The 14960-nt window shown below is 71.1% G+C and carries 10 protein-coding genes; 2 read left to right on the forward strand and 8 right to left on the reverse strand.

Annotated features, from left to right (window positions below; all coding sequences use genetic code 11):
* Nucleotides 1-114: 114 nt before the first annotated feature.
* The 4 genes from IEY95_RS45460 to IEY95_RS45475 all read right to left on the reverse strand — a co-directional run bounded on the left by IEY95_RS45460 (nucleotide 115) and on the right by IEY95_RS45475 (nucleotide 4036).
* On the reverse strand, nucleotides 115-1659 hold the full coding sequence (locus IEY95_RS45460; RefSeq protein WP_189192189.1) for a helix-turn-helix domain-containing protein: 1545 nt from the start codon (nucleotides 1657-1659) through the stop codon (nucleotides 115-117).
* On the reverse strand, nucleotides 1656-1967 hold the full coding sequence (locus tag IEY95_RS45465) for a helix-turn-helix transcriptional regulator (protein WP_189192190.1): 312 nt from the start codon (nucleotides 1965-1967) through the stop codon (nucleotides 1656-1658). Before IEY95_RS45465 ends, IEY95_RS45460 begins: the two co-directional genes overlap by 4 nt.
* Nucleotides 1968-2274: 307 nt before the next feature.
* Nucleotides 2275-2736, reverse strand: a complete 462-nt coding sequence (locus tag IEY95_RS45470) for a DUF8830 family protein (RefSeq protein ID WP_373294680.1) — start codon at nucleotides 2734-2736, stop codon at nucleotides 2275-2277.
* 454 nt (nucleotides 2737-3190) lie between these two features.
* Nucleotides 3191-4036, reverse strand: a complete 846-nt coding sequence (locus IEY95_RS45475) for a hypothetical protein (RefSeq protein WP_189192191.1) — start codon at nucleotides 4034-4036, stop codon at nucleotides 3191-3193.
* A 216-nt stretch (nucleotides 4037-4252) separates the two neighbouring features.
* On the opposite strand from IEY95_RS45475, the gene IEY95_RS45480 reads away from it, so the two are divergent.
* Together IEY95_RS45480 and IEY95_RS45485 are read left to right on the forward strand one after the other, a co-directional pair.
* Nucleotides 4253-4477 (forward strand): hypothetical protein, encoded by a 225-nt coding sequence (locus IEY95_RS45480; protein ID WP_189192192.1) that lies wholly within the window; start codon nucleotides 4253-4255, stop codon nucleotides 4475-4477.
* 440 nt (nucleotides 4478-4917) lie between these two features.
* Entirely contained in the window at nucleotides 4918-5856 is a 939-nt protein-coding gene (locus tag IEY95_RS45485; RefSeq protein ID WP_189192193.1) for an ADP-ribosylglycohydrolase family protein, read from the forward strand.
* Between the two features lie 191 nt (nucleotides 5857-6047).
* On the opposite strand, the gene IEY95_RS45490 is transcribed toward IEY95_RS45485, so the two are convergent.
* The 4 genes from IEY95_RS45490 to IEY95_RS45505 form a co-directional block, all read right to left on the reverse strand.
* The gene (locus IEY95_RS45490) at nucleotides 6048-10343 is read right to left on the reverse strand and encodes a non-ribosomal peptide synthetase (protein WP_189192194.1); all 4296 of its coding nucleotides are present in this window, start codon (nucleotides 10341-10343) and stop codon (nucleotides 6048-6050) included.
* Between the two features lie 16 nt (nucleotides 10344-10359).
* Complete coding sequence (locus tag IEY95_RS45495) at nucleotides 10360-12162, reverse strand: amino acid adenylation domain-containing protein (RefSeq protein WP_189192195.1); 1803 nt, start codon at nucleotides 12160-12162, stop codon at nucleotides 10360-10362.
* A gap of 183 nt (nucleotides 12163-12345) precedes the next feature.
* Entirely contained in the window at nucleotides 12346-12960 is a 615-nt protein-coding gene (locus tag IEY95_RS45500; protein ID WP_189192196.1) for a TOPRIM nucleotidyl transferase/hydrolase domain-containing protein, read from the reverse strand.
* On the reverse strand, nucleotides 12953-14812 hold the full coding sequence (locus IEY95_RS45505; RefSeq protein WP_189192197.1) for a non-ribosomal peptide synthetase: 1860 nt from the start codon (nucleotides 14810-14812) through the stop codon (nucleotides 12953-12955). The genes IEY95_RS45500 and IEY95_RS45505 overlap by 8 nt, the downstream gene beginning before the upstream one ends.
* Between the last annotated feature and the right edge of the window lie 148 nt (nucleotides 14813-14960).

Below are 14960 nucleotides of genomic sequence, written 5' to 3' on the forward strand. Positions count from 1 at the left end.
TCTCTTTCAGGGGGTGCCAGAATACCGTAAATTCCGTTCGTTTACGGTGAGTTCGGGACTTCTGGCTGTGTGGCGGGACAACGGCGCATTCTGCTGGTTCTGTGGCCCGGTGGGTCAGGATTCGTCGACGGGTTCGGTGCCGATGCTGTAGGCGTCTTTGGGTTTCATTTCGCTGACGCCGCGGCCTTCGGGGAAGACGCTGCGCCAGTCGCCGATGACGTGCAGTTCGTCGGTGCCCATGACGCTGACGACGGTGAGGCCTTCGTCGTATGCCTTGTATGCCTTCCACCACAGGTTGGAGAAGGCCTGGGAGCGGATGATGTGCATCCAGTCGGGCCGGTACAGCTGACGGTTGTAGTGCGACTCCCCCATCGTCGAGACGAACTTCGAGTACATCGCCTTGAGGTATTCCAGTGTGACGTCGTCGTGTGCGGCGATCGCCCGGTCGCGGGCGTCGCGGAGGGTGATGCGGAACTTTTCCAGGAGGCCTTCGGTCGCGCCGGAGGTGTACGACTCGTGGATCTCGGGGGGATCGCACAGGGCGTAGGCCGGTGCTGACAGGCGCAGCAGGAGGCGGAGGGTGGGTTCGGTGACCCACAGGGGGCCGGCTTCGTCGCGGTTGCCGATGGGGTTGGGCAGTACGGCGTCGTGGTCCCAGGCGGGCGGGGTGATGAGGTGGACGCCTGCGCGGCGGCGGTCGTGTCCGGGGCCGGAGGTGTGCTCGAGCTGTCCGATCGGCAGGTGGGTCTTGAACGCGGACAGGTAGTAGGCGTTGACGTCCAGGACGCTCACGTCGTGCCGTCCTGCGGGCAGTTCGGGGCGTGCCCACTTGGGGCGGGCTTCCCAGATCTGGTCGGGGCCGCGGGCGGTCTGCTTGCGCAGGATGTCGGGCATCCAGGGGTGTGCCACGATCTCGTACCGGCCGCCCCTGCGGCAGGTGTCCAGCAGCGCCATCACGTCCGGGATCGCCCGCTTGACCAGTGCGGCCGTTGCCGCCTCGACGTCGCCGGCGTGTTCGGCGAGTGCGGCCGCGACCGCTTCTGCGATCACGTCCCGGGTTTCGGAGGCGGCCTGCGTCCGGCGGTGCGCGGTGACGGCCTTCACGCTGCGGCCGGGACGGGGCGCGACGGCGTGAGCGGGCGCCGGGGCCGTGACGGGGGCCGGGGCTGGGGCCGTTCCGGTGGGGACCGGTGCGGCGGGGGGTGCGGGGCTTGCCGCGGCGCACTCGGCGGGATCCAGGTGCTGAGGGAATCCGGCGACGTGCCGGCGGGCCGGCTGCCCGCACAGGACGCACGGCTGGGGCGCCGGGAGGGTGTGGACCTCGTCGGAGTCGGGGTCGGCGGCGGTCCCGGCCTCGGTGTTGCCGTGGGCCGTATTCTCCGCGGCCGGTGCCGCCGCGGGCGCGGCCTGGGCCTGGGTCTCGAGTTTTGCCTGTGCTCCCTGGAGGAAGTACGCGTATTTCTCCCGTACGTGGCCGCTGGGGTCGCGGCCCGATTCCCAGCCGCCGACCGTGGAGGGGCTCACCCCGAGGGCCTGTGCCACCTGGGTGCGCGAGAGGCCGAGTGCCTCCCGCAGCGGGCGCCGCCGGCCGGTGGGGGGCAGTTCCACCTCGCGGCGGGCGGTGGCCAGCAGGTGGTCGATCGCTTCGAAGTCCGTCATCGCGCCGCCTCTTTCCCCGCCGCGACGCCGGTTGCCTTCCGGCCGGTGACGGGGCGCCGGCGTCTGGCGGCGGGCAGCAGCTCGCACGCCCGGGTGGGGCCGGCCAGCAGGTCCAGTACGTCGAGGCCGTAGTGCGCGGCCAGGGTGTCGCAGTCGTCCAGGCTCCAGGCGGCGCTGCCGGACTGACGGCGGCTCAGCTGCGTCTGGCTCACACCGAGGGCGGCGGCGAGGTCGGCCTGCGTCTCTCCGGTGATCTGCATCAGGGCAGCCACGGTGGCCCGCACCCGCTCCCCCAGTGTCATCCCCATGCTGTCGACCCTACCAAATGGTATGCGCTATAGGGTGGATGCTTGCCTATTGCGCTCAGGTCTTTCTTTCAGCGCAATCCGTGTTTCTGCCTGCGGCACTGCCGGCCCACCGGACCGTCAGCCCCCGGCGCCGCGGCCCCCGCGCCGCCGTGAGCGGCCCCCGGCTGCTCCGCGGCACCCGGGGCCGTGCGGATCGGCCTCGGCAGAAGCGCCGGCAACGGCTGCGCGGGCAGAGGCCGAAACGCTGCAGCCCGGCGAAATGCGTGCACGCCCCGCACGAACTCCGCATACGCCGAAGGCGGGTTGCTCACGCACCGGGTCCACGGGTCCCTCCGCGCTCTGCCAGGGCTGTGGTGCGATCAGCGGCTGTGTTCTGGGCGATGCGGTGGTGGTAGGTCGCGCGGTCGATGACCTCCAGGCCGACGATCTCCCACCGCGCCAGGTGCGCGAAGGCGTGGCAGGCGGACCACAGGCGCAGCGAGAGGGCGGTTGCCTCGTGCAGATCGCGGGCCTCTACCCAGCAGCGGATCTCGGCATGATCGTCCGAGTAGCGGCTGGTCAGGAGGAAGGGATGGTCGTGGGCGAGTTGTTCAAGGGCCCGGCGGACCTCGGCCAGTGGTGTGGTGGGGCCGGCTACGTGCACGGTGCTGTGCCACAGGCCGGAAACGTCCCGCTCCCGCTCCCGCTCCGGCTCCGGCTGCTGGGGGCGGGGGCCGGCGGGCGGCAGGTCGGCGGGATCGCCCGTGGTGGCCGGGGCTGCGGTGGTGATGCTGCTCGTGCGGGGGGTGCTGCCGCTCGTGTCCGGGCGTGTGCGGGGCTGTTGTGCGGGGTCGGCGGTGCCGGGATCGCTACGGCGGGTCGCGGCAGGGGCGGCGGGCCGGCTGCGGGGCGCCTCACGGCGGTGGCTGTCTGGCTGCTCTGCCCGGCCCGGGCCCGCGCTCCCCTGCTGCGCTGCCGCCTGTGCACGGCGTGCTGCGCGCAGCAGTTCGTCGGGCATCTCGCCGGCTGTGCCGTATCCGAGGGACTCCAGCAGCTGGATCAGTTCACGGGCGGCCTCAAGCCGTTCGGTGTCCTCGCCGGAAGGGTGTGTGATCCGGTCGCGCAGATGCATGATCCTGCGGACCGTGCGGGCCCGGGCGAGCGGGGTGCGTTCGCGCAGCCGCCCGGCGCCCTCGGAGCCGAGGGACGACTGTTGAATGAGTGCGTCGAAGGCCTCGTCCCGGTCACTCATGGTCCTCACCTTCTTCCCGCCTCGCCTTGGTCCGCCACCGGTAGAGCAGACCCTCGATCGCGCGACGGGACGCCGCGCCGAGGAACAGCCGGATCTCCTCCTGGGTGTAATCGTCCAGGGTCAGGGCGAGGGCTGCGCGCATGCGCGGATCGCTGATGCCCTCGAGGTCGTCCAGCACCCGCTGTCTGCCGAGGACTTCCGTGGCGGCATCACTGGCCACCGGGGCCCTGGTTGTTGCCGCATCCCGTTCCAGTGCGCGGCGCCATCTCTCCTCGTGGCTGCGGTGTCTGCGGTATTCGTTGGGGAATTCGTAGGCACACGCCCCCATGAAGTAGGTGGCGATGCTGGCGCCGCCCTCGTATGTCCACCCGCCTTCCACCAGGGCCCGCCGGCGAAAGCGCGGCAGGGCGCGGGCCACGGTCATCGTCGCCAGCTCCTCCCGCAACTCGCCGTCCTGGGCCAGCGCTTCGAGTTCCAGCTCGTGCGGATGCAGCGCGAAGCCGCGCGAGGCGACGAGCGTGAACACGAACCCGGAGTGCATCCAGCCGCGCAGCACCGAGATCCCGTACCGGGCCAGTTCTTCCTCGAACCATGCATACCGGGGGCCGGCGAAGCCGTCCTCGGACAGCAGCCGGACCAACTTCCGGTCCGCCATCCGCCGGTCGATGCTCTTGTGCAGCCGACGCGCTTGCCTGCCGTGGCAGGCGTCCATCTCGCCCAGTGCGCCCGGGGGAACCGGGGCACCGAGCAGGTGGGGGTGGGGCTCACCGGAAGGTTGTAGGTCCCGGGCGGGTGAGACCGCGGGCTGAGCGCCCGCAGCCTCGTCGTCGCCCTGCATCGCCTCCCCCTTCGGTTGTCGACCACGCCGCCCCGGAGCAACCGGGCCGGCTCGCCCGCAAGATGACGCCTTGTATGTGCGGCGCCGGCCGCCACCCCACGGACCTTTTCAAGTTTTTTCAGACGGTGGCCCGGGCTGGAACAGTCCGTGGGGTGCGGGGACGGCTACGACGTATGAGCGGGCGTCACACCACCTTCAACAGACAGGGAGAAGCACGTGAGTTCCCCGTCCGCCCCGACGCCGCAGGGTCCGCAGGGTCCGTCCGAGCCTGGTCCGTTCCTGACGGTGCATACCGCTGTCGTCCTGCTGGCCGCGGTCGTCATTGCCCTGATCGTCGCAGGACTCACCTTCCTCAGCAGCAGCACCGTCGCAGGGGCAGTCCTCGCGGGCCTGGCCGGGGGCGGCGTCAGTGTTCCCGTACTGCGCAGCCTCATCGGGTGAACGCCGGCGCCGGCGGCCCCGGCCCGCGCCGTCGCCGCGAGCCGGCAGAGGCGATCCGGGCCGCGGCGCCGCCGCGTGGGCGGGCGGGCGACGGGTCACGCATGCGGGCGCCGTCCCATCGCTCTGCGCCCGGGCCCGGTTCGCAGACAGCCGGCCGGCACGCCCCAACCCGCCACGCAGATTCTCTTGGTCCTGGCCGGATCCGAGGTCCCGGGATCGCATGGTGACCCAGGTCAACGGCGTGCGTCGATCTGGCGCGGGTGCGTGACAGGTGTCGCGGACCGGTCTGCTGGGGGATGCGCTGCGAGGCGGCACCCGCCGCACGCATCGGTGAGTTCGCCGTCCGGCGACAGCGGTCGAACGGAAGCCGCCTTGGGTCGCCGGCGGCTGGGCGAAGAAATGGCCGGTGCGGCCTCGTGTGACGCCGATAGCCTGCGCGGGTGAAGCGTCTTGAGCGAGCCGTCGCGACGGTCGTCGGCTCAGCGGTGGGCGACGCGCTGGGCGCCCCCTTCGAGTTCGGTCCCCAGGGCGTGTTCTCTGCCCGGTTCCCAGGCCCGGGGGGCGATGGCGAGATGTGCGGAGGCGGTGGCTGGGAACCGGGCGAAGCCACGGACGACACGCAGATGGCCGTTCTCGTCGCGGAGTCGCTGCTGCAGCGGGGCGGACTGGACTTGCCGGACATCTTCGCCCGCTTCCAACAATGGGCGGCAGCCGACCCCAAAGACATCGGCCTGCAGACCGAGGACGTTCTGACGAACGGCATGCCGTGGGATCTGGCCGCCGCAATTCATTTCCAGGTCAACCGGCGAGCAGCCGGGAACGGCTCCTTGATGAGGGCATCGACATCTGCGGTCTACTTTGCACGTGCCGGCCAGTCGGCCACGATGGATGCCGCCCGGCGCATCGCTGCCCTTACCCATGGCGACCGCGCCGCCTGGGAAGGGACCGCCATATTTCACGAGCTCATCCGCGTCACCCTGACAGGCGCCGACCCTCTCTGTGCCCTTCCTGACGTTCTGGATCTCGTCCATCCGGATCACCGTCAGAGATATGCCACGGTGCTTGCTGCCGGCTGGCATCCCGACCAGGCAACCGAGTTCAACGGCGCAGTCTGGCCCTGCCTGGGGTCGGCGGTGTGGGCTCTGCGCAGCACAGCCAGCTTCGAGGACGCGATGCGTGCGGCGATTGACGTAGGCGGTGATACGGACACCGTCGCTGCGGTCACCGGAGGTCTCGCGGGCGCGTATCACGGATTGGATGCGATCCCTGCCCGCTGGACTGAGCCCTTGCACGTCCCCCTGCCAGGGTTCGGCGGACGGGTGCTGCGTCTGGCCGATCTGGTTGATCTCGCGCACCGCCTCCGGGCTGACGCGGACTGACGTGGTCAGCGGTTGAGCTGGGCCATCAGCTCGCGGTGGGCCGCCCGCGCAGCAGCGAGGGCCTCGTCCCGCTCGGCCAGTGCCATGCGGAGGTCGAGGACATGCTGCGCCAGCTCACCGATCCGGCGGGTGAGTGTCCCGGCATCTGCCGAGGCCGCCGAAGTTATTGCGCTGCTGTTATTGCGCTGCTGTTATTGCGCTGCGCCGGGTTCCGGGAGCCAGCCTGTTGCGGTGAAGTAGACGGCGCAGAGGCCGAACAGCTCCCGGTCGATCTCGGGGCGCAGTACGTCCGTTGCGGCCAGCGCGGCGTCAGTGGCTGTGGGGTCGAAGGCCAGGCTGCCCTCCGATCCGCCGCCGGTCAGTTCCGCGGCCAGCGTGCCAAGGAGCGGGAACGCCGCGTTGCCGGGGTCCGCGCCGATCCGGTCCAGCCACGCTTGCGGGGAAACTTCTGGCAGGTGGTACCCCATGGTTCGCAGCCAGTCCAGCGTCGTCTCCAGGCGCAGCAGCCGGCCTGCGGCGAGGTGGAAGGTCCGGCCGGCAGTGCCTGGGAGCAGGGACAGCGCCACTACGGCATCAGCGACGTAGTCCACCGGTGTCAGGTCGAAGGCGGTGTCCATCTGGGCGGGTGCCACCTGGGCCTGGATGCAGCCCTTGAGCATCAGCCACAGGTAGTCACTTGTCTGGCAGGCGCCGGTGCGGCTGTGGCCGGCGATGCGGGTCGGCCGGTACATCGTGACGGGCAGCCCTCGTCGGCGAGCTTGTTCGACGAGCCCTTCGGCCACCCATTTGCTCTGGGTGTATCCGTGCTCCAGCGCTTCAGGTGGCCCCGTCGGGTGCTCCGGGCCGATCGGGTGCGGGGCCGTGCCCGCGTACACGCCGACGGTGGAGACGTGGTGGACCGGGACGGTGCGGTGACGCGCGGCCAGCCGGAGGATCTCGGTGGTGCCGTCGACGGTTGCTGCTTTGAGCTGTCCGTACGAGGAGACGAGGTTGACCGCCGCTCCCACGTGGTGCACCGCGTCCATGGTGCGGGCGAGGTTGTCGAAGGCGTCCTCGGACAGGCCCAGCGACGGCTGGGCCAGATCGCCGTGGACCGCGGTGACGCGATGAGCGCAGCGCTCGTCCCACAGCCCGTAGTTCTCCAGGGCGATGCGCAGCCGCTTCGCGGCGTGTTCCGGGTCGGTGCCGCGGACCAGGCAGTGCACGGTGGCGTCGGTGCGGTTCAGCAGGGCACGCAGGGTGAAGGCGCCCAGGAAGCCGGTGGCGCCGGTGAGCAGGACATGTGCCGGGGCTTGTATCGCCGGGACTGTCTTCGGCGCCGGGACGATGTCGGCGGGCAGGTTGATCTCGGCGGGCAGGTCGAGGGCTTCTGCGACGTCGTTTCCGTCGGCCAGGGCAGCCAGTGCGGCAACCGTTGCGGAAGCGGAGACCGCGCCGGGCGGGATCTCCACGCCCAGTTCCTCTCGGATCCTGAGCACGAGTCGAGTGGCTAGCAGGGAGTGCCCGCCCAGGGTGAAGAAGTCATCCCGGACGCCGACGCGGGTGATGTCCAGCAGTTCGCTCCAGATCCGGGCGATCCGATGCTCGGTAGGAGTGGTGGGCGCGGCAAAGGGTGTGGATGGCTGGGTATCCAGTTGCTCCGGGCGGGGCAGGGCGGCGCGGTCCAGCTTGCCGCTGGGGGTGAGGGGAAAGCTCTCCAGCTTCAGCACGGCGGCCGGGACCATGTACTCGGGGAGGCGTTCGGCCAGCGCCTGTCGCACTGCGTCGGGGTGGGGTGGGGCTGCTGCGTCGTCGGTGGTCGTGAGGTAGTGGGCGACCAGGCGGCGCCCGGTGGAGGACTCCTGCGCCACCACGGCGGCATCGGTCACCGCGGGCAACGCCCGCAGGACGGCCTCGATTTCGCCGGTCTCCACCCGATGACCGCGGATCTTGACCTGGTCGTCCCGGCGCCCCAGGTACTGGAGGCGGCCGTCGGGAAGGTGCCGGACGAGGTCGCCGGTGCGGTAGAGCCGCAAGCCGTCGCGCAGGACGAACTTCTCGGTGGTCAGGTCGGGGCGGCCCAGGTAGCCGTCGGCCAGTACGGGGCCTGCGACGCATAGTTCGCCCGTGATGCCGGGTGGGACCGGGCGCAGCGCCTCGTCGAGGACATGTATCTGCGCACCTGTGATCGGGCGGCCGATGGGAGGCAGGTCCGGCCAGGAGGTTGGGTCCTTCGCGAGACGCTCGGCAACGACGACGTGGGTCTCGGAGGGGCCGTACTGGTTGTCCAGCACTGCCCTGGGCGCGTGCGACCGGAAGAACTCTCGCAGGGCGGGGGTGGCGAAGAGCTGCTCGCCCGCGGTGGCCACCTCGCGCAGTCGCGGCAGTGTCCGGGCGGTGGCGCAGGCGTACTCGGCGAGTTGCTGCAGGGCGACGAACGGCAGAAAGAGCCGCTCCACCCGCTCGGCCGCGAGGAGGTCGAGGAGGCGGGCCGGGTCGCGGCGGATTTCGTCGTCGACCATGACCAGGGCGCCGCCGGTCGTCCAGGTGCTGAACAGTTCTTGGAAGGCCACGTCGAAGCTGAGCGGGGCGAACTGCAGGGTCCGTGTGCTGGTGCCTGCGGCGGACCGGGCGCGCTGCCAGGCCAGCAGGTTGGCCAGGGCGCGGTGCGGCATGACCACGCCCTTGGGCCGGCCGGTCGATCCGGAGGTGTAGATCAGGTAGCCGAGGTCGTTCGGGCTCGCCGCGGGCAGCGGTACGGCGGGCGCGGGCGGTAGGTCGTCCACCACGACGGACTCGGCGTCGACGAGGTCCACCAGGTCGCGCTGGGTCAGCACGGTTTTGATCCCGCTGTCGGCGGCCATGAAGGCGATGCGGTCGGCGGGGTAGTCGGGGTCGAGCGGCAGGTAGCAGCCGCCCGCCTTGAGCACGCCCAGAACGGCGACGGCCAGTTCCGGCGAGCGGCGCAGGCAGATCCCGACGAGCTGTCGCGCCGCGCCCCGGGCCACGAGATGGGCGGCGACGTTCGCGGCAGCCGCTTCCAGTTGGGCGTAGGTGAGTATCCGGTCCCGGTGGACGACCGCGGGGGCGTTGGGGGTGCAGCGTGCCTGAGCGGCGACGGCCTCGTGGGCGAGCGGGCGGTCGCTGACGGGCGCCGGGCCGTGCGTCCACTGGTGGAGGAGGGCGTGTTCCTCGGGAGGAAGGACGTCCAGCTCGGCCAGTGACCGGTCGGGGTTGGCGACGGCGGCGGCCAGCAGCGCTGTGAGACGTGCGGTCAGCCGCTCGGCGGTGGCGCGGTCGAAGAGGTCGGTGGAGAACTCCCAGTAGCCGTGGAAGCCGTCCGCCTCGGGAACCATGTGGAGGAAGACGTCGTATTTTGCCGTGCCCCCGTGCACATACAGCCGCTCGGCCGTGACGCCGGGCAGGTCCAGGGCTGGGGCGGGGGCGTCGTCGAGACCGAACACCACTTGGAAGAGTGGGAAGCGGCTGGTGGACCGCTCCACTTTCAGGTCGCGGATCAGGTGGGAGTAGGGAACGTCGCGGTGGCGGACGGCGGCCCACACCGCGGCCTTGGTCCGGGCCGTGAGCTCGGCGAAGGATGCGGTGGGGTTCAGGTGCTGGCGCAGTGGCATGACATCGGTAAGGCAGGCCAGCATCGGCTCGAGGTGTTCGTCGTCCCGCCGGGAGACGGGAGTGCCGATGACCACGTCCTGCTGGCCCGACAGCCGGGCCAGCAGCGCGCCCAGGGCGGTGGCCAGCACGGCGAAGGGGGTGGTCCGGGCTCGGCGGGCCAGGGTTCGCACCCCTTTGACCAGGTCGGGGTCCAGGGTGAACTCCACCCGGTCGCCGCCGGTGCCGAGCACGGCAGGGCGGGGCCGGTCGGCGGGGAACGACGACTCCTGCGGTGCTCCGGCCAGCGCGCTACGCCAGTACTCCAGGGAGGCGGGGCTGGGGGCGGGGCGTGCCTGGGCGTACGGGCCGAACTGCATGGGCAGCTCGGGCAGTTCGGGGTCGGAGCCGTCCAGGGCGGCCCGGTAGAGGGCGCTGAATTCGGTGTCCAGCAGACTCCAGCACCAGCCGTCGATGACCGCGTGGTGGATGGCCACGACCAGGACGGCGCCGCTGCTGCTGCCGTGGGTGTCCAGCTGGAGCAGGGTCGCCCGCAGCAGCGGCGGTTGGTGCAGAGGCACCGGTCGGGTGGCTGCTTCGGTCAGTGCGGCCAGCAGCTGTCCGGGGGTGACGGGACGGATCTCCAGCTCGACCGGGCCCGGCGGGAGGACCGTCTGGCGCGGCTCTCCGTCGACGAGATGCAGGCGGCTGCGCAGGGCCTCGTGCCGCGCGACGATGCCATCCAGCGCGGCTTGCACGGCGGCCGGCACGATGCGGGCGCCGTGCAGCCGGTACGTCCAGGACTCCAGGTAGCGGGAGGCTCCCTCCTGGAACTGGTCGTTGAGCCAGATCGACTCCTGTTCGCAGGACATCGGGTAGCTGGGGAGGGTGTGCGACATGGCGAACGGTCCTTGGTCAGAGCCAGGCGGGCAGGGCACGGCGGTCGAGCTTGCCGTTGTCCGTGGTGGGCAAGGACGCGCAGCGGCGGACGGTGCGGGGCACCAAAGGGGCGGGGAGCCTGGCGGCCAAGGCACGCCGTACCACGGCCGGGTGGGACGGATCGTCCCGGTCCTTTGAGGTGTAGAACAGCGCAAGGCGCTCGTAGCCGCCCGCCGGCGCCGGGACCGGGATGACGGCCGCCTCGCAGACGCCGGGGACGCGGCGCGCGGCCGTCTCGATCTCGCCCGGCTCCACGCGGTGGCCGGCGATCTTCACCTGCCGGTCGGTCCGGCCGCGGAAGGACAGCGACCCGTCGGCGTCCAGTACGCCCAGGTCGCCGGTCCGGTAGAGGCGTAGGGGCGAGCCGTCGAGGAGGAGGGTGACGAAGGACGCGGCGGTGGCCTCGGCGTCGCCCAGGTAGCCGAGGGCCAGGCCGTCGCCGGCCAGGCAGATCTCGCCCGGCTCGCCGGGTGCGGCCGGGCGGTCGCCGTCGAGGATGTGCACGGCCGTGCCCGGCACCGGCACACCGATGGGGATGTCCTCGGCGCGGGCGCAGTCGGCGGCGGTGACCTGGTGGGTGGTGGCGAAGACGCAGCTCTCCACCGGTCCGTAGCCGTTGATCAGCACGGTGTCCGGGTAGCGGGCCAGGAAGCGGCTCGCGTGTGCGGGCGAGATCCGCTCGCCGCCGGTGAGGACCTGCCGGATCCCGGCGAAGCAGGGGCGGTCCGGGTCGTCCTCGTCCACGAAGAGGTTGAACAGGGACGAGGTCAGCCACACGGTGTCCACGCCGGCCCTGGCGACCAGATCGGTGAGGGCGTCTGGGAGAAGGTAGTCGCAAGGGGCGATGGCGCACGTGCCGCCGCTTGTCAGCGGGCCCCACAGCTCCAGGCTGAAGGCGTCCCAGGGGACTGGAGCCGCCTGCAGGACCACCCGCCCGGGGCCGAAGTCCGCGAACGAGACACCGTCGGGAGGGAAGAGGCGGGTGGTCGCACGATGGGGTGACAGGACGCCCTTGGGGACGCCGGTGGTGCCGGAGGTGAAGAACACCGCAGCGGGGTCGTCCGGAGTGACGGTCACGTCCGGGAAGGCGATGCGCCGGGCCGCTGCCTGCTCCAGGCTTTCGGCGGGTGGGGCCCACCCATGTAGCACGCCTTCCTCGGCCACTGTCAGGGGGGCGCGCAGGCGGGAGATGACGTCGTGGATCCGCGGGGCGGGCCAGCGCGGGTCCAGGGCGGCGTAGGAGGCGCCGCATTTGAGGACGGCCAGCAGCACCGCGACGAGTCGGGGTGAGCGGGGCAGCAGGACTGGTACGACGGAGCCGGGATGCACTCCGGCGTCGGTCAACTCCGCGGCATAGGTGTCCGATGCGGCATCGAGGGTGGCGTAGTTGACGCGCTCGTTCCCGCACATCAGTGCGAGGGCAGTGGGCCGCAGGCGCGCCTGGTGGGTGACGGCGGCATGGAGGGAACGCTCGGCGCCGCGATGAGGTGGTGCGGGAGGTATCGGCTGAGCAGCGGGTGCTGTGGTGCTGCCCGGGCTTGGAGTGAGCTCGGCCGTGAAATCGGTGAGGGTGTCCGCTTCGAACAGGGCCTCGGGAGAGGCTTGTAGGCCTAGGTCCTTCGCGAGCCGGGCGCAGATCCGCATGGCCTGCAGGGAGGTTCCGCCGAAGTCGTAGAAGCTTTCGGTCTCGTCGGTCTCGGGAACGCCGAGCACCTCGGCGATGATCTGCAGCGCGGCCTTTGCGGTCCTCTGGGTCGAGGCAGGCGACGACACGGGCACGGGGTCTCCTGAGGGCGGGCCACTGCTGGGCAGAGGGGTCGCGTGCGATAAGGGCATGGCGGGGCTCTGGTTCCTCGCGTGGACGGGCCAGTTGATCGTGGTGATGGGTGCGTCGCGCTCACGGAGCACCCCGGCGGGCGGCCGCTCACCTGCGAGCCGGCCGCCTGCCGTCGGGCAGCAGGTTCAGACGAAGTCGAGCAGGTCTGCCAGCGGCGCGGGGACGCGTTCGTGCGGGAGTGCGTCGACCAGCACCCGACCGTAGTGGATCTTGCGTCCTTTCTTGGTGCCGAGAAACCGCCGCAGCTGCTGCTGCGAGCTGCGGCCCCGCTGCGCGGGCTGGGACAGGAAGATCTGCAGGGGACGCAGGTCGCCCTCCTGCTGGATGAGTTCGGCCACCCGTTCCACGCCCAGGGCGCGGATGAGCTCATCCTCCAGGTCTGCGTCACACACGAAGAAGTGCGGCGGCAGCCCGGCCCGCGCCCAGGCGCGGGCGTAGTAGCCGCGTTCCCTCTCGTCGCACAGACCCGTCAGTTGCAGGTTCAAGCCGTTCGGCCCGAGGCGGTCGATGAAGCGGGTCACGTTCATCGCGCCGCCCATCGCCAGGACGCATACGGCCTCCGCCGCCAGGTCGCGGCCGTAGCCCTCTGCCAGCGCTTCGACCGCGGCGACGTCGCTCGGCCCTTCGAGCAGGACGGCCCCCTCGACGGGCAACAGCGTGGCCAGCTCGTACGCCAGGTCGCCGGAGCCACCTGCCGCCCATGCCATGACCGCGTCCCGGAAGGACCTCATGTCAGCCAAGGGGCCCGCCCACCTGTGCGGGCACGGGCCGCTGGGCCGCTGCCGGGGACGACTGGGTGCCCGCTTCGCCGAAGGACGGCAGGTCGGGGACGTAACGCTCGATCAGCTCCGCCAGTCCGGCGACGGTGGCGGCCTCGAAGAATTCGGCCGCTGGCAGATCCACCTGGAGCACGGTCCGGATGCGGGCGAGGAGGTCCATGGCCATCAGCGAGTTGCCGCCGATCTCGAAGAATTCGTCGTCGATGCCGATCTCCTGGAGTGCGAGCGCGTCGGCCAGCAGGTCCGCCAGCAGTTCCTCGAGCGGAGTGCGCGGGGCCACGTAGGGCGTGTCCGCGGTCCGCGGCAGGTGCGTGGGGGCCGGCAGGGCCCGCCGGTCCGTCTTGGAACCCAGCGTCAGCGGGAACTCCTCCATGACGACGATGACGGACGGGTGCATGTACCGGGGCAGCCTGTGGTGCAGGGCCAGGCGCAGCCTCGGTACGAGACCTTCGGCGGGGCCGTTCGGCACGACGTACGCCACCAGGACCTTGCGCCCGGGCATGACGTCGTCGCGGGCCAGCACGACGGCCTCCTTCAGATCCGGCAAGCCGGACAGGGCGGCCGCGATCTCACCGGGCTCGATCCGGTAGCCGTCGACCTTGACCTGGTCGTCGATGCGGCCGCGGAACTCCAGGGCGCCGTGGGCGTCGAGCCGGACCACGTCGCCGATGCTGTACATCCGCTCGCCCGGGACGAACGGGTCGGGCACGAACCGCTCGGCGGTGAGCGCCGGGCGCCCCACATAGCCGCGGGCCACACCGCTGCCGCTGGTGTACAGCAGACCCCACTCGCCCTCGGGGACGGGCTTCAGGTGCTCGTCCAGGACGTACAGGCGGGTGTCGGTGACCGCGCGGCCGATCGGGACGCTGTCGCCGATCAGGTCGCTGATGACGTGGCAGGAGGTGAAGCAGGTGTCCTCGGTGGGGCCGTAGCCGTTGACGATCAGCAGGTCGGGGTAGGCCCGGTGCAGCGTGTTCATGTGCAGGGGGGACAGCGGCTCACCGCCGCCGAGCATCTGGCGCAGGCCGGCCATGCTGTCGAGATGGTCGTCGACCAGGCGGTGGAACAGGCCGGTGGTCAGCCACAGCGTGGTGATCCGTTCCTTCTCCAGGAACGCGGCCAGTTCGTGCATCGCCACCGTGCCCGGCGGATAGACGACCAGCTTGGCCCCGTTGAGCAGCGATCCCCAGATCTCGAAGGCGGAGGGGTCAAAGCGCAACGAGCAGAACTGCAGGAAGGTCTCGTCCGCGGTCAGCGAGGCGTAGTCGCCGTCCTGCACCAGGCGAACCACGCCGCGGTGGCGCACGGCGACGCCCTTGGGCATGCCGGTGGAGCCGGAGGTGTAGCAGATGTAGGCCAGGTTGTCGGGGCCGGTGCCGGGCTCGATCGGCCCCGCGACGGGGGCCGTCTCCCACGCGTGATCGAGATTGACCACGGTGCCGTCGATCTCGGGCACCCGGTCGCTCAGCCGGTCGTGGGTCAGCAGGACGCGGGCCTGGGCCTGCTCCAGCATGTAGCGGAACCGCTCGGGGGGTTCGTTCTGGTGGACGGGCAGGTACGCGCCGCCCGCCTTCAGGATGCCGACGAGCGCGATGATCATCTCGAAGGAGCGCTCGACGAACAGGCCGACCACGCTCTCCGTTCCGACCCCGAGCGCGCGCAGGTGCCGGGCCAGTTCATCGGCCCGCCGGTCGAGCTCCGCATAGCTCATGTCGACGCCGTCGAAGCGCAGCGCGGTCGCCTCGGGGCGAAGACGCACCTGCTCGTCGAACAGATCGGTGATGGTCGCGTTCCGCCAGTTGTCAATCGTCATCAGATGCCCGCCTTGTCAAACGCCGCTTCGAACTCCCGCTCGGGAAAGCCGGCGGGATCGAGGACCCCGGTTCGTCTCCCGTACGCATCGCTACGCCGCGCCGGAGTCATCGAACTCGCTCCTTGCCCACCGGGGCACAACCGGCTCA

The organism is Streptomyces albiflavescens (genome assembly GCF_014645835.1).
GTDB classification, from domain to species: Bacteria; Actinomycetota; Actinomycetes; order Streptomycetales; family Streptomycetaceae; genus Streptomyces; species Streptomyces albiflavescens.

Coding starts and splice junctions, on each gene's coding strand:
- IEY95_RS45475 (WP_189192191.1), bottom strand. CDS start 4,036: ATGCAGGGCGACGACGAGGCTGCGGGCGCTCAGCCCGCGGTCTCACCC.
- IEY95_RS45490 (WP_189192194.1), bottom strand. CDS start 10,343: ATGTCGCACACCCTCCCCAGCTACCCGATGTCCTGCGAACAGGAGTCG.
- IEY95_RS45505 (WP_189192197.1), bottom strand. CDS start 14,812: ATGACGATTGACAACTGGCGGAACGCGACCATCACCGATCTGTTCGAC.
- IEY95_RS45465 (WP_189192190.1), bottom strand. CDS start 1,967: ATGGGGATGACACTGGGGGAGCGGGTGCGGGCCACCGTGGCTGCCCTG.
- IEY95_RS45460 (WP_189192189.1), bottom strand. CDS start 1,659: ATGACGGACTTCGAAGCGATCGACCACCTGCTGGCCACCGCCCGCCGC.